The 14,162-nt window shown below is 49.6% G+C and carries 12 protein-coding genes; 10 read left to right on the top strand and 2 right to left on the bottom strand.

What is annotated here, in order from left to right; all coding sequences use genetic code 11:
- Positions 1-216 precede the first annotated feature (216 nt).
- From ACFQ88_RS32670 to ACFQ88_RS32635, 8 genes are all read left to right on the top strand, one after another.
- Positions 217-1,329, top strand: coding sequence for a Gfo/Idh/MocA family protein (locus ACFQ88_RS32670; RefSeq protein ID WP_379461101.1), 1,113 nt, complete (start codon positions 217-219; stop codon positions 1,327-1,329).
- Between the two features lie 15 nt (positions 1,330-1,344).
- The gene (locus tag ACFQ88_RS32665) at positions 1,345-1,653 is read left to right on the top strand and encodes a Dabb family protein (protein WP_379461097.1); all 309 of its coding nucleotides are present in this window, start codon (positions 1,345-1,347) and stop codon (positions 1,651-1,653) included.
- A gap of 258 nt (positions 1,654-1,911) precedes the next feature.
- Positions 1,912-2,394, top strand: a complete 483-nt coding sequence (locus tag ACFQ88_RS32660) for an NUDIX hydrolase (protein WP_379461087.1) — start codon at positions 1,912-1,914, stop codon at positions 2,392-2,394.
- A 259-nt stretch (positions 2,395-2,653) separates the two neighbouring features.
- Positions 2,654-4,984: a helix-turn-helix domain-containing protein gene (locus ACFQ88_RS32655; RefSeq protein ID WP_379461081.1), complete on the top strand. Its 2,331-nt coding sequence runs from the start codon at positions 2,654-2,656 to the stop codon at positions 4,982-4,984.
- Between the two features lie 372 nt (positions 4,985-5,356).
- Entirely contained in the window at positions 5,357-6,331 is a 975-nt protein-coding gene (locus ACFQ88_RS32650) for an ABC transporter permease (RefSeq protein ID WP_379461079.1), read from the top strand.
- A 24-nt stretch (positions 6,332-6,355) separates the two neighbouring features.
- A complete protein-coding gene (locus tag ACFQ88_RS32645; RefSeq protein ID WP_239629662.1) occupies positions 6,356-7,252 on the top strand; it encodes a carbohydrate ABC transporter permease in 897 nt (298 codons plus the stop codon).
- 56 nt (positions 7,253-7,308) lie between these two features.
- A complete protein-coding gene (locus ACFQ88_RS32640; RefSeq protein WP_379461077.1) occupies positions 7,309-8,988 on the top strand; it encodes an ABC transporter substrate-binding protein in 1,680 nt (559 codons plus the stop codon).
- Between the two features lie 245 nt (positions 8,989-9,233).
- The gene (locus ACFQ88_RS32635; RefSeq protein WP_239629657.1) at positions 9,234-9,662 is read left to right on the top strand and encodes an NUDIX hydrolase; all 429 of its coding nucleotides are present in this window, start codon (positions 9,234-9,236) and stop codon (positions 9,660-9,662) included.
- 33 nt (positions 9,663-9,695) lie between these two features.
- Here ACFQ88_RS32635 and ACFQ88_RS32630 read toward each other — a convergent pair whose 3' ends face one another.
- Positions 9,696-10,736: a hypothetical protein gene (locus tag ACFQ88_RS32630; RefSeq protein WP_239629655.1), complete on the bottom strand. Its 1,041-nt coding sequence runs from the start codon at positions 10,734-10,736 to the stop codon at positions 9,696-9,698.
- Positions 10,737-10,969: 233 nt separating this feature from the next.
- Between ACFQ88_RS32630 and ACFQ88_RS32625 the strand changes: the two genes are divergently transcribed.
- Positions 10,970-11,386 carry a GNAT family N-acetyltransferase gene (locus ACFQ88_RS32625; RefSeq protein WP_379461073.1) on the top strand — a complete coding sequence of 139 codons (417 nt, stop codon included), beginning with the start codon at positions 10,970-10,972 and terminating at the stop codon, positions 11,384-11,386.
- A 147-nt stretch (positions 11,387-11,533) separates the two neighbouring features.
- Here the strand turns inward: ACFQ88_RS32625 and ACFQ88_RS32620 are convergent, their stop codons facing one another.
- On the bottom strand, positions 11,534-12,439 hold the full coding sequence (locus tag ACFQ88_RS32620) for an ArsR/SmtB family transcription factor (RefSeq protein WP_379461066.1): 906 nt from the start codon (positions 12,437-12,439) through the stop codon (positions 11,534-11,536).
- A 222-nt stretch (positions 12,440-12,661) separates the two neighbouring features.
- On the opposite strand from ACFQ88_RS32620, the gene ACFQ88_RS32615 reads away from it, so the two are divergent.
- Positions 12,662-14,158 (top strand): alpha-N-arabinofuranosidase, encoded by a 1,497-nt coding sequence (locus ACFQ88_RS32615; RefSeq protein ID WP_379461062.1) that lies wholly within the window; start codon positions 12,662-12,664, stop codon positions 14,156-14,158.
- Positions 14,159-14,162 lie beyond the last annotated feature (4 nt).

Raw genomic sequence — 14,162 nt, 5'->3', positions numbered from 1 at the left:
GTTCATTTGTAAGCAGTTACATCAGATTGCATAAGTATACAAAAGGTAAGGTGTACCGACGGAGGCACTTTACAAGAAGATACTAACTTACGAAATATTCAGTCATTTCCACCCTTCGTAAAGTCGCTTATAATGAGACGAGATATCGCAGGATGGTGCGTGAAAGTGCATCGGCCGGACCTTATTCCGGCAGTTTCTACAAGGGGAGGATGCGGCATGAAACCGATCAAATTAGGGATGGTAGGAAGCGGGGATATCAGCAACCGCTTTTTTGAACAGGCGGCGAAGCTCGAGCAGGTATCCTTCGTGGCAACCTGCGCCAGACATTTGGACAATGCGGAGAAGAAGGCTAAAGTCTATGGCATACCGCGCTGGTATGACGATTACCTTCGCATGATGGACGAGGAGGAGCTCGATGCGGTTGTCGTCACGACCCCTCACTCGGTACATGCCGAAGTGGTCATGGCCGCACTGGAAAGAGGGCTTCACGTTCTCAATGAAAAGCCGATGGCTACCGCTTTCGAGGACTGCAAACGAATGGTGGAGCTGTCCGAGGCTAACAACAAAATATTCATGAACTTGCCCTATGATCTGAACCCAAGCTTTATGTCGGCCATACCTTATGTCAGTGAAGAGGTTATTGGCAAAATTACGGGAGCGGAAGCGCAGCTGAACATTCCCGGACCGGGAAGGGACAACTGGTATTATAACAAGGAAATCTCGCACGGCGGAGCCATTCTCGATTGCATGGTTTATCCCATAAGCAGGCTGATCTCCATGCTGGGTCCCGCGCAAAACGTTATGGCGGAAGTGAACACAATCATTCCGAACCGGATTGTGAACGGCGGCAAGCAAATTCAAAGCGACGTAGACGATAACGCTACCGTTATCCTGACGTTCGCGGGAGGGCAGCACGCGGTCATCCGGACATTGTGGGGGACCTCCATCAAGCAGAACAACACGCTCATTTACGGCCGTAAAGGAACGATTGCGATCAACGACGGCGGGTTCCCGCTCGTGGTGCATTCCCCTCTAGCGCCGATCCCGGACGCAGAATCGGTTACCTGGCGCGGCTATTCGGATTGCTATGCGCCGAAGCTGCTGCCGTCCATCGATTCCGAGCGCGACATCATGAGTCACTTCATCCACTGCTTGCGCACAGGCGAGCAGCCGAAGCCGTCCGGACGTCTGCAGCTGCACGTGCATGAAATCATGTTCGCGGCCTACCAGTCGGCCGAAAGCGGGCAGCGCTGCACCCTGACGACGACCTTCGAGCCTTGGAACAAGCTCGACCCGCACATTTTTGATACGAAAAGCAATTATATTTAATAAGGAGCGATCGATATGGACCGGCAACGAATTCGTCATATGGTTATTTTCTGCCTCCGGCATGAGCGCGGCTCGCGGGAAGAGGAGAAGTTTCTAGAGGATGGTCAGTCGATTCTCACCTCGATTCCGCAAGTGGAGCAATTTGAAGTGCTGAGACAGGTCAGCGCGAAGAACGATTATGATTTTGGCTTCTCCATGGAGTTTGCCGATCAGGCGGCCTATGAGGCGTATAACGCTCACCCGGCACATGTCAGCTTCGTCCGGGATCGTTGGGAGACGGAAGTGACGCGGTTTCTTGAAATCGATTTTCAGGGGCTGGCTTAAGAGGGGAATTAGGTCAGAGGTTCGGAAGACAATATTGAGGTTAAGGGCTGCCGATTGGCGGCCCTTGTTTGTGTGCAAAGCGCGCAGCGGGAACGTTCACTCTGCTGCAGCTTTTTTTGTAAAGATAGCCCGCCAAGCTCATAAAATCAAAGTGAGGCAGTTATCAGGAGCCGCCCATTGATGCAGGTGGAAATATATACAAATATAGAAGGTAGGTGGAAAACGTCTCAAACAAACTAATTCTAGGAGGTAATGACCATGGCAATGCCAACTCATATTGTAGCAGTCGGAGGGCTTGTAGAGAACGGGCAAGGAGAAATTCTGCTGGTCAAAACCCACAATGATGGTTGGGTATATCCCGGCGGGCAGGTGGAGGCGGGAGAAAATCTGATCGATGCATTATGCAGAGAGATCAAAGAAGAGAGCGGGATCGATACGGTTGTTGAACAGCTGATCGGAGTGTACTCGAATACTTCCGGCTACAAATGGCATGACGGCGTTACCGACGTTCCGACAAAAGTCATGCTCGATTTCATTTGCAGACCCGTAGGGGGCCAATTATGCACATCGGAGGAAACATCGGAAAGCTGCTGGGTTTCTAAGGAGCAAGTTCTCGATATGATTTCGTCTCCGGCTATCCGGACGCGATATCAAGCCTATTTGGATTTCAAAGGCGCTATCCATTATATGGATTATGTTACGAAGCCGGAGTTTGTTCTGAAGCTGGCGAGAAGGATTTAGGAGCAGAGAGTGCGGCTGATCTTTTATACATAAGGAATATTTCTTTAAGGGCTTCATCTGAATAAGGTGAAGCTCTTTTTTGTTCACTCTAGTAAACCATCTTAAAAGATTATTTAACGTCAATTTTCGACAGGAAGATATGGTATAATGTGTGAAAGGAAGCACTTACATTTTGAAAATGAGTCTAAAATACTAGCGAGCTCCAGGGTCCGGCAGCAGCTCATCAAGCTGGAGTCCATTTGAATTGGGGGTATCTCCGTTGCTTATAAAAAGCGATGCAATACGTGCCAAGGGAAGGCACCGTCTATTTGCCCGTCTTCTCATTCCATATCTTGTATTTCTTATATTTGCCATGTTGATCGGCTGGATGATCTATCAGAAGACGATTGTATTGATAGAGAGAGAAGCGACTGAGAGTCATATGAACCTGCTTGAACAAAGTAAGGATGTGCTGGATCGAAGGCTGGAGGAGCTGGCTTCCATTACCCAGCAGCTCGCGGCAGATACGCGAATCATTCAGTTTCAACCGGTCGTCAACCCGTTTATCGGGACGAATACTTACCGAATCATGGACATGAACAAGAGCCTATACGATTATAAGCTGTCCAACAACTTCGTCTTTAATTATTACGTCTTGTTTAAAAACAGCGAAATGGTGTTTACCCCGGGGGCAAGCTACACGTATGAGCATTTTTTTAAAACGGTTGCCAACTATAATGAAATCGATGCTAAAAAGTGGTCCTCCCTAATCGCTAATCAATTCCATACGCGGCATATGCTGCCCGCCCAAGACGTAACGCTGCAAGGGATACCGTATTCGATGCTCACCTATCTCCAATCGATTGGGTACCCGGGGAGTCCTCAGGGGGTTATCGCCGTAATGATCGATCAGAGGGAGATTCAGAAGCTGTTTCAAGGGATTCATATTTCGGAGGGCGGTTGGGCTTATATATTAGACAATGAAGGTAAAATTATTAGTTCCTTGTCTGCCGGAACGGGAACGGATCTCCCCTTTGATATCAAACAGCTAACGGGCTCCAAAGGAGTAATAGAACAAGAGCTGGATGCCAAACCGATGATGGTTACCTATACGAAATCCAGCTATAACGGATGGACTTATTTGGTCGGGCAGCCGACGTCTGTCGTATTAGCCAAGGTTCGCTATATCCAAAAAATTATTTTTACTTTCGCCTGTGTGTTCCTCGTTGCAGGGATTTTCATCGCTTATGTATTAGCATACCGCAACAGCCGTCCGCTTCGGAAGATTGTGAATATGATATTGGAAAAAACGGATGCGCTTTCACAGCAGCGGGATGCCTTAGGGTTTATAGGTGAAACGGTCAGCGGTCTGTTTCAAAATAATCATCGGCTCCAAGCCGAGATCTCACAACAGGTTCCTCTTTTGCGGGCGGCGTATTTTCAGCGGCTTCTTAACGGTCAATTCGTCTCTGCACGCGATGCGGATGTGCTGCTAAAGCATGTCGGACTGGATTTGCAAGGGATGTCCTATATGGTAACGATCGTCCATTTACGAGGCTTCGATAATGGCTACAGCAGCGATCTGCTTGAGGAGCTCGATATGAAGCGGGTGTTGGCCAAAGAGACTCTGCGCAAATCAATGGATTACGATGGCTTCGTATATGATATAGCCGATGATCAATTTGCCGTGCTTTTTATTTATAAAGAGGAGCAAGTCGGGTTCTACAAAGATTATGTCGAGCAGAAGCTGAAGGAAACGAAAGAGAACATTGCCGATCAGCTCAAGCTTGTGCCTGTATATGGCATGGGCGGGGTGTGTGACAGTCTCACAGGGATTTCCCGGTCTTATGAGCAGGCACGTGAAGCGTTAAATGCGCAAATATGGAACAACAAAGAAGGGGGACTATGGTATGACGAGCTCCCTACCGATATGAACCATTACTACTTTCCTCAGGATGTCGAGACTCGATTAATTCACTTGGCAAAAGCAGGAGATCAAACCGAGGTCCGCTTTGTACTGGACGAGCTATACCGCGAAAACTTCGAGCACCGGCATCTGTCGATATCGGTTATGAAGCTGTTTCTGTTCGAAATGTGGGGCTGCCTGGTAAAGCTGCTGCCGCAGATGGAGCTCGATCTTCAGAACGTGTACAACCAAATGACTGCGCTGCATGGCAGCAACGATTCCTACGACGGCATGTGCAAAAATTTTGAATCGATTAAAGCTACGTTCCAATGGGTATGTGACAACGCGAACGAAAATAAGAAGAGTCAAAATGTAGAGCTGATCGAGACGATAATTTCCTTGCTTCAAAACTCGTATATGGACAGCGAGCTTTGTCTTGACAAAGTAGCCGATCAAATGCGGATATCCAAAGTGTATTTATCCCAATTTTTCAAAGAGCAAACCGGCATTAATTTCTCGGATTATTTAGAGAATCTTCGTATGGAGCAGGCCAAAGTGCTGCTTCATTCGACAGGCCAAACGGTAAACGAGATTTCCGAGCATGTCGGCTACAGCTCGCACAGTACGTTTAGCAGAGCGTTCAAACGGCTGCATGGAGTTAGTCCTACCGTTTATAAGAAGCTGATAGCCGAAAAACACGGCTGAATAAGCCGGCAGACTGTTGAGAAGCCTTATTTTCTCGAAATTTTTGTAATAGGTAGGTGAAAATATGCCTCGGAGGAGTTTACGCCCGCCTTTGAAACCTGTGAAAATACCGCTTATTCTAATCAGAATCACAGGCTTCAACAGCGGCTGGAGGGGCATATCCCACCGGAGTATATAATAAATTTCGATTTTCATTGGTTTCTCAACACGCTCACGGCTGAATAAGCCGTTTTTCTTTACTTTTGTATAGAAAATATCGAAGTGCAAAAGGTAAAATCCTAACTATTGCACAGCATTTATACGCTTTCTTCTACCGTCTTCTGGCCGCTCCTCTTATGATGAACGTATTCAGAAAAGAAAGGAGACAAACGCATGACGAAAGCGGTTGCAACGGTAAAGGCGGAACACGGCAGTGTAACAAAGACCAGAAGTCAGCAGGTTTCCCGCTGGAAGCAGCTGAAGCGAAGCTGGCAATTGTACACTTTGCTCGCGCTTCCGGTTATCTACGTCCTTGTATTCAAGTATTATCCTATGTATGGAGCGCAAATCGCGTTTAAGGATTATATTGCATCCAAGGGAATTACGGGAAGCGAGTGGGTAGGCTTCAAGCATTTTATCCGGTTTTTCAATTCCTATGAGTTTGGAAAGCTGATGAAAAATACGCTGATCATTAGCATATATAGCTTGCTTGCCGGGATCCCGTTTCCAATCATTTTGGCGTTATCGTTGAATTATGTAAAAAACCAGTTTTTCAAAAAAACAGTACAAATGATTACCTACGCACCGCATTTTATTTCCGTGGTTGTTATGGTAGGCATCATTCTGGAGCTGCTTGACCCGCGCAAAGGGCTTGTGAATCTGCTGCTGGTCCAGCTCGGCTTTGAACCGATCAATTTCATGGCGATTCCGGAATATTTCAGCTCGATCTATGTTTGGTCCGGCATTTGGCAGAACGTGGGCTTCTCCTGCATCATTTACTTGGCCGCCCTTGCCGGAGTAGACCCGGCTCAACACGAAGCGGCTGTCATTGACGGCGCCAACAAATTTCAACGGATGTTCCATATCGACCTTCCGAGTATTATCCCGGTCATGATTATATTGCTGATTATGAATACGGGGCACATTCTTGATCTCGGCTTCGAGAAGGTACTGTTGATGCAAAATTCACTGAACGTACGGACATCCGAAGTTATTGATACGTTCGTGTACAAGGTGGGGCTTGCTTCCCAAGCGATGAATTACTCTTACTCAACGGCGATCAATTTATTCAAATCGGTTGTAGGCTTGGTACTGCTTGTGACAGTCAACTCCATCGCTAGAAGAGCGAAGCAGGAGAGCCTATGGTAGATCCGAAGAGGGGAGGAAACCGAGATGGATTACATCAATATAAAAGAAGGCAGAACCGACCGTTGGTTTAACATTATCAATTATGTCATCCTTGCGCTATTCCTCATCACGGTGCTGTATCCGCTTCTATTTATTGTAAGCGCATCATTCAGCAGCCCTAATGCGGTGACCTCGGGACGAGTATGGCTGTGGCCCGTTGAGCCAAGCCTTGAAGGCTATGCTGCGGTTTTCAAGCACAAGCTCATTTGGAGCTCGTTTCGGAACTCCGTATTTTATACGGTTGCGGGAACCTTGATCAATGTTGTCTTGACGGTTATGGCTGCTTATCCTTTGGCGCGAAGAGACTTGTTCGGTAAGAACGCTTTCATGCTGTTGTTCGTTTTTACTACGATTTTTTCCGGCGGATTGATTCCAAGCTATATTCTGGTAAAAGATTTAGGCATGTTAAATACGGTGTGGGCCATGATTTTGCCTAGCGCCCTGAGTGTGTTCAATGTCATTATTGCGCGTACGTATTTCAAGACGACGATACCGGATGAATTGCTGGAGGCTGCCCAATTGGACGGCTGCAATGATTTTAAATTCGTATGGCAAATCGTCATCCCGCTATCGGGTCCGATTATTGCCGTCATTATGCTCTACTCGGCCGTAGGGTATTGGAACCAATATTTTAATGCCTTGATTTACTTGAAACAGCCGTCTTTGTATCCGCTTCAGCTCGTGTTAAGGGAGATTCTCGTACAAAACGAGGTGGATGTAAGCATGTTATCCAACTTAGAGGATCAAGCGAGCCGGGAAGGATTGCGGTCTTTGTTAAAATACTCGCTCATTGTAGTATCATCGGTTCCGCTGCTTGTGGTATATCCGTTTGTACAAAAGCATTTTGTGAAGGGTGTTATGATCGGTTCGTTAAAAGGCTAAGACGCTATAGGATGACGTGGTCATGGATTGGCAAAATTCAAAGGGGGATTAACAGCATGCAGATGAAAAAATGGGTTTCGGTAGGCTTGGGCTTGGCGGTAGCTACCACGACGCTGCTAAGCGGTTGTGCGGATAAAGGAGATTCCAAAGAAGCTTCAGGGAAATCACAGCAGGTAACGGTGAATCCGGCCGGACAGCTGCCGATCACGAATGAAAAGACGACGATAAAGGTTCTTGTGAAGGGAAGTCCGTTCGTAGAGGATTTCTCCAAAAATGAATTTACCAAGTTTCTTGAAGAGAAGACGAACATTCATATCGAATGGGATGTTGCTCCGGAGAAATCGGCTACAGAGAAGCTGAATCTCGTACTGGGAAGCGGAGATTTGCCTGATGTGATTATGGGCTTCGGAGTTTCTCCTACTCAGCAGCTCATCTATGGAACTCAAGGGGATTTCCTTGACCTTACTCCTTACATCGACAAATATGGAGTCGAGACGAAGAAAATGTTCGAAAAGGTTTCGGGAGTCAAAGAAGCCATTACGGCGCCGGGAGGCAAGATTTATGCACTGCCTATGGTCAACGAATGCTTCCACTGCTCCATGTCGCAGAAGCTGTGGATCTACAAGCCGTGGCTGGACAAACTGGGACTGGCTGTACCTAAGACGACCGACGAGCTGTACGAAGTGCTGAAAGCATTCAAGACCAAGGATCCCAACGGCAACGGCAAGGCGGATGAGATTCCTTTGGCAGGGGCGGCTGTAGGTCCTAACGTAAATATCGATTCATTTATTATGAATGCTTTTATTCTGGACTCGAGCGCCAACGGGGTCGGACAAAACAACTGGAACCGGCTGTTTGTAAACAATGGGAAAGTGGATGTCCCTTACAATAAGCCGGAGTGGAAAGATGGCTTGGCCTACTTGCATAAGCTGTATGTCGAAGGACTGATCGCTCCGCAATCGTTCACGCAGGATAGAGATCAGGCGAGACAGATGGGGGAAAATCCGGACATCAACATTCTAGGAGCGGCCATCGCTCAGCATAACGGGGTATTCACGACATTTAACGGACCTAGCGGCAGATGGCTTGATGTAGTTGCGGTTCCGCCGCTTAAAGGACCAAAAGGAGTGCAAATTACACCGCTTAACAACAGCGTGGGACAAGGACGTTTTATTATTACAAAAGCTAGTAAAAACCCGGAAGCCGCGTTCCGGCTTGCAGATTTGCTGTACAATGAAGAAATGACAATGCGTGAAACGATTGGCCGACTGGATGTTGAGTGGAAATACGCCGATAAAAGCGAGCTGGGCATTAACGGAAAACCGGCCATTTGGAAAAAGACCGATGTCATCCTGCCGACGGTACAAAATGTCTCCTGGTCGCAAACCGCACCGACACTCAGAACCAATGATTTGCGGTTAGGCCAGGTTGCCGATCCGAAAAATCCGCAAGAGACGATCCTGTATAACCAAACCAAACAGAACTATGAGCCTTACAAACAGAATTTGAATACCGTTCTGCCGCAAATGTTCTTCACCAATGATCAGGCTATGGAGCTCGCAGATCTGGAGAAAACGATAACGGACCATGTTCAGGAAATGATCGCCCGCTTTATCATCGGGGATGCAAACTTGGATAAAGATTGGGACGGTTACCTGAAAAACCTGGAAAATATGAATTTGAAGCGCTATTTGGAAATCTATCAAACAGCTTATGACGCTAAGATGAAGAAGTAAGAGTTTAAATCCATACCGCTGCGCTGACGAACCGCAGCGCTTCTAGGAAAATCCGCGGGAACCTATCCCCGGATTTTTTCTTTTGTAAGCATTGTGCTTGGCATGCGGAAATATGAAAAGCAGGGAGCACTCGGGCGGAGCTTTATGGTACGATAAAATAACCGGTGAATTATGTAACGGACGGACTGCTGCGGCAGTCTGCTTATGTTTGTTTTGTGTCGTCATTATTTTTGGAGGTGCGCCAGGTGATTAGAGTGAATGTGGCATGCGCATTAATATTCGATTCGTCCAATGAAAAAATACTAATGGTGAGAAATCAAAAAGGAGACTCCTCCTATTGGAGCATCCCGGGCGGCGCTGTAGAGGAAGGAGAGACGCTGGAGCAAGCCGCCATACGTGAAGCAAAGGAAGAGTCCGGCTATGATATTGAGATCGCCGGTCTGTATTCGGTCAGAGAGGCGTTGTTCGAAGAGAGGGGACATCACGCGATCATGTTTACTTTCTTGGCTAATATCGTAGGCGGGGACATGAGCATTTTGGATCCGGACAACGACATTGAAGAAGTGAGGTGGATGGATCTGCATACGGCCAATGAACTCATGCCTTACCTGCCTGATACATTGAAAATAAAACCGGGCGGCACCGTCCCTTATCACTATCACGGGAGGGTGTAAGGAACGCGATTTAGCATGCGTGTCGAGTCCTTATTACTTGTTCACGATGTCCGGGTTGGCCAGCATAATCGCCTCAGCAGTTTCCCGCAGCTTGGGAAGGAAACGGATGACTTCGTCGGCTCGGCGTTTACGTGCATCGCTTGTGGCAATGCCAAGATCGGCGATGACGGCTTCGAATGCCGGAGCGAGCTCATGCTGCAAATGCGGCGCATCGGCGGCCAATATTTTGTGGCAGCGCGCGTAGGTGGCGACGATCCAGAATATCGCCTCGCGATGGTTGCCGGCCCGAATCAGCTCGTAGCTCCCGTCGATAGCGATGGGCCGAGATACCGGGGAGATGTCCGTGCTGAAAAAGAAAGGCGTCTTGGCTGCGGCCGCAGCGGCATCGAAGGTTCGGGCGAGCCCGTCGACATGCTGCTCTATGCGCTTCGGTGTCAGATGGGCGCAGCCGAGCAGCCCCAGCAGCTCCGGGTATACGCTGTCCAAGCCGTACTCTTGCAGCACATTACGTGCGGCGAGGTAGCGGAGTCTTACCGTTGGATTGCGTAGTGCGGCTAACAGGAGCACATGCGTGGTGATTCCCGTTGGGAATAGCCATGACGTCACTTGATCGTGCAGAGGCGCGGAATTATCCGTGTTACGCAGTCCGCTTTCGATTTTGTGCAGCACATTCACACACCGTCGCCGCACCCAGACCGACTCGGCAAAATGGCGCGATACCTCGCTTTGCAGGCTGCGCAGCTGTCCTGTCGGGTCGGCGATGATCGTATCGAGACGAAGGCTGCTCGCCAAATGATGGGATGAGAGCACCTCCTGAGTAGAGGAGAGCTCTTTCAACGACAAGTACGTTGCTTCTACAAGCGTGCCTCGGTACGTAAACTTCCCGAGCTTGAGCGGGGGTTCGGTTTGATCCGTGACGATCATGACATCGATATCGGAGGAGGCCGACAGCTCCGCATCATCGGGCAGTCCTGTCGTCGATCCGCTGAAATAGGCCCCGATAAATCCTGCCTCCCGGCTGGCCTGCCGTATAACCCATTCTGTCGCCATTGTGCGTGCAGTTCCGACTTTCATTTTCATACCTCCGCTTCCAACTTTTGTTTTGTTCGGACATATACCCATTATCGGCGATAAGAAATTAATTACCAGTCTGTTATTGGCATGAATTTTGCAGTATGATAACTGTAGGGATATAAAAGAGTGTACATCGAGCAGCCTGCGGCGGAATGAGACTTCCGCGATTGGATAGGCGGCTTTTTTTTCACAGCAAAGGCATGGTATACATCACCTAGAGGGGAACAATCGTTATGATCACGATCAGAGAAATGACCATCCGCGACTACGAGCAAATGATAGAGCTATGGAGCAGCATTGAGGGGCTAGCGTTAAGCAATGCCGACTCCCGGGACAATATCGAGAGCTATTTAGACAGAAACAAGGGCTTAAGCTACGTTGGCGAGCAGGATCAAACCATTGTCGGAACCATCCTGTGCGGGCATGACGGCAGAAGAGGGTACATCTATCACGTGGCTGTACATCCGGATTGCCGGAAACAGCAGCTCGGCAACAAGCTGGTGCAAACGAGCCTGGAGCAATTGCGCAAAGAAGGGATCGACAAGTGCCACCTGTTCGTTCTAGAAGATAATGAGGCAGGGAACGGCTTCTGGTCGTCGGTAGGCTGGGAGAAAAGAAGCGGGTTTTACGTGTATTCGATAGACGTATAGACGGAAGACGTAAAAGCATATAGAGCACTCTATCGAAAGATCATAGAATGAAAAGACAGCGTCAGGAACGGACATGAAGTCATGTTCTTTCCCGGCGCTGTTTGTTGTTGAACATACAGCTGAATCCGTAGCCGCAGCCGACTATGCTCAGCGATAATACACGCGGTACAGCAGATCCTGACTGTAGTTGCCGAAGCCTTCGCCGTATATCGTCAAGCCACCGACGTGCGTAGAATCCTCCTCCACCGCAAGCCTCAACGTCCAATGATTGCGGTCGAGCGGCAGGTCGGCCAAGCCGGTTTCCGACATAAGCTGCCCGTCGATGAAGGTTCCGTCCTCTTGAATGCGAATCACCTTCAAGAGTCCGTACTGATTCAGTCCCGTCCACCACCAGTCCGGCGCATACCGTCCCCTGCTGCTTCCGTAATCTCCGGGGCTGGTCCATTGACCGAGGGGCACACTGTTCAAGTAAAAGCGTATGTCCGACGGCCAATTGTCGTTCGCGCCCGGCGCTTCCGAGCCCAGCTCCATCGTAATTTCGATCTCCTCCAGCTGCTGGCCGGGAAGCAGATAATTCGGAATGCGGTACTCTACATACCCTTTGCCGAACCAGAGGATATGCGCATGCATCCGTTCCGGCTCCATAAAATACCGCGGATCGTCGAACTGCCCTATCACCTTCTCCTTGGTCGCAAGACCGCAGGTCGGATGAATGTCGAACTCCGTGTAGTGCCCGATGGGAATGACGCTTTCGTACACATGCCGCTGCGGAGTACCGCTGTGCGGAAGGTCGATCTGGATGCGCTCTATGGCTAAGGAGCACATTTTATGCGTACCGCCCTCTTTGCGGACGAGCTGCGTCCGGATGAGCCCGCCCGCCTCCAGCTTGCGGATATGCATCGTGATGATCGCGCTGCTCAGCTTGAGCTCATGGGCGATTTCTTTTATATTCATAGGCTGTACCGCCAGCATTTGCACAATGCGAAGCCTAACCTCGCTCGCCAGCGCCTCGTACAAGGGCAAATAAACAGAGTCTGTTGTAGCTTTTAGCATACGATGCTCCTTCTTCCCATTCGGCTAGAAATGAAACCTTGTCTATGTAATTAATATAAACATAAATTCAACAAAGTCAACATTGTTAAGCCAAAAGAGACTTGTCAAAGGGTTTCGTGTGTGATTAACTATTAGTTGTTAATGTTTTCGTTATTTAAATTTACATATTTATTAATCTAATTAAACTCTGGCATGCAAACCATGGAGAAAGGGACGATTCTCGTGACAACTCGCATCGTTATTAACACGGACATCACCCGGGGCACCATTAACAAAAATATTTACGGCCATTTCGCCGAGCATCTCGGGCGATGCATTTACGAAGGCATTTGGGTAGGGGAGGATTCGCCGATTCCGAATACGGAAGGCTTCCGCAACGACGTGCTGGAAGCGCTTAAGAAGGTCAATATTCCGGTTCTTCGTTGGCCGGGAGGCTGCTTCGCGGACGAGTACCATTGGAAGGACGGCGTAGGGCCGAAGGAAACCCGCAAGCGCATGGTCAACACGCATTGGGGCGGACTGGTTGAGAACAACCATTTCGGAACTCACGAATTTATGCGGTTGTGCGAGCTGCTGGACTGCGAGCCGTATATTTGCGGCAACGTGGGCAGCGGAACGGTGCAGGAAATGCAGGAATGGATCGAATACATGACCTTCGACGGAGAGTCTCCTATGGCCGATTGGCGTAGAAGAAACGGGCGGGAGAAGCCGTGGAAGCTGAAATATTTTGGCGTAGGCAACGAGAACTGGGGCTGCGGCGGCAGCATGAGGCCGGAATATTATGCGGACGTATACCGGCAGTTTCAGACGTATGTGCGCAATTTCGGCGAGAACAAGGTGTACAAAATCGCGGGCGGGGCGAACGATTTTAATTACAACTGGACCGAGGTGCTCATGCGCGAGGCGGGCCGGCATATGCACGGCTTGAGCCTGCACTACTACACGGTTCCGGGAGTGTGGCAGAAGAAGGGCTCGGCGACCGACTTCGAGGTCCACGAATGGTTCACGACCATCCGCAAAGCGCAGGCGATGAATGAGCTGGTTACGAAGCATGCGACGATCATGGACAAATATGATCCGGAGAAGCGGGTCGGCATGATCGTCGACGAATGGGGCACCTGGTTCGATCCTGAGCCGGGAACGAATCCGGGCTTCCTGTACCAGCAAAATACGCTGCGCGATGCATTGGTCGCCGGGGTGACGCTGAATATTTTCAACAATCACTGCGACCGGGTTCAGATGGCCAACATCGCCCAGACGGTCAACGTGCTTCAGGCGATGATTTTGACGGAAGGCGGAGCTATGGTGACAACGCCGACCTATCATGTGTTCGACCTGTTCCAAGGTCATCAGGATGCGGAGCTGCTGGATGTACGGGTGCTGGAATCGGAGCCGTATACGTATGAAGGGGCGACACTGCCGCAAATCAGCGTCTCGGCTTCGAAAGGAACGGACGGGCGGACGCGGATTACGCTGTGCAACGTCGATCATGAGGCGGAAGCCTCCGTCCGGTTGGAGCTGCGGGGAGCGGAGACCGATGCCGGTACGGGATCGGCGGTTGCCGGGCGGATCGTCACGTCGGAGCGCATGAACGCGCATAACACGTTTGCGGAGCCGGCGGCCGTGCAAGCGGTGGAATTCACGGGCGCTGAGCTGAAGGACGGAGCGGTGAGTGCGGTGCTGCCGCCGATGTCCGTAGTCCTGCTGACCCTAGGTTGATGGC

Source organism: Paenibacillus sp. NPDC056579, assembly GCF_042793215.1.
In the GTDB taxonomy this organism is placed as follows: domain Bacteria; phylum Bacillota; class Bacilli; order Paenibacillales; family NBRC-103111; genus Paenibacillus_S.
This window is presented reverse-complemented; position numbering and strand designations above follow the sequence as displayed.

Bases quoted from the DNA above. Each gene is read 5' to 3' on its own strand.
- ACFQ88_RS32670 (WP_379461101.1), top strand. From the start codon at position 217: ATGAAACCGATCAAATTAGGGATGGTAGGAAGCGGGGATATCAGCAAC.
- ACFQ88_RS32665 (WP_379461097.1), top strand. From the start codon at position 1,345: ATGGACCGGCAACGAATTCGTCATATGGTTATTTTCTGCCTCCGGCAT.
- ACFQ88_RS32660 (WP_379461087.1), top strand. From the start codon at position 1,912: ATGGCAATGCCAACTCATATTGTAGCAGTCGGAGGGCTTGTAGAGAAC.
- ACFQ88_RS32650 (WP_379461079.1), top strand. From the start codon at position 5,357: ATGACGAAAGCGGTTGCAACGGTAAAGGCGGAACACGGCAGTGTAACA.
- ACFQ88_RS32645 (WP_239629662.1), top strand. From the start codon at position 6,356: ATGGATTACATCAATATAAAAGAAGGCAGAACCGACCGTTGGTTTAAC.
- ACFQ88_RS32640 (WP_379461077.1), top strand. From the start codon at position 7,309: ATGCAGATGAAAAAATGGGTTTCGGTAGGCTTGGGCTTGGCGGTAGCT.
- ACFQ88_RS32630 (WP_239629655.1), bottom strand. From the start codon at position 10,736: ATGAAAGTCGGAACTGCACGCACAATGGCGACAGAATGGGTTATACGG.
- ACFQ88_RS32625 (WP_379461073.1), top strand. From the start codon at position 10,970: ATGATCACGATCAGAGAAATGACCATCCGCGACTACGAGCAAATGATA.
- ACFQ88_RS32620 (WP_379461066.1), bottom strand. From the start codon at position 12,439: ATGCTAAAAGCTACAACAGACTCTGTTTATTTGCCCTTGTACGAGGCG.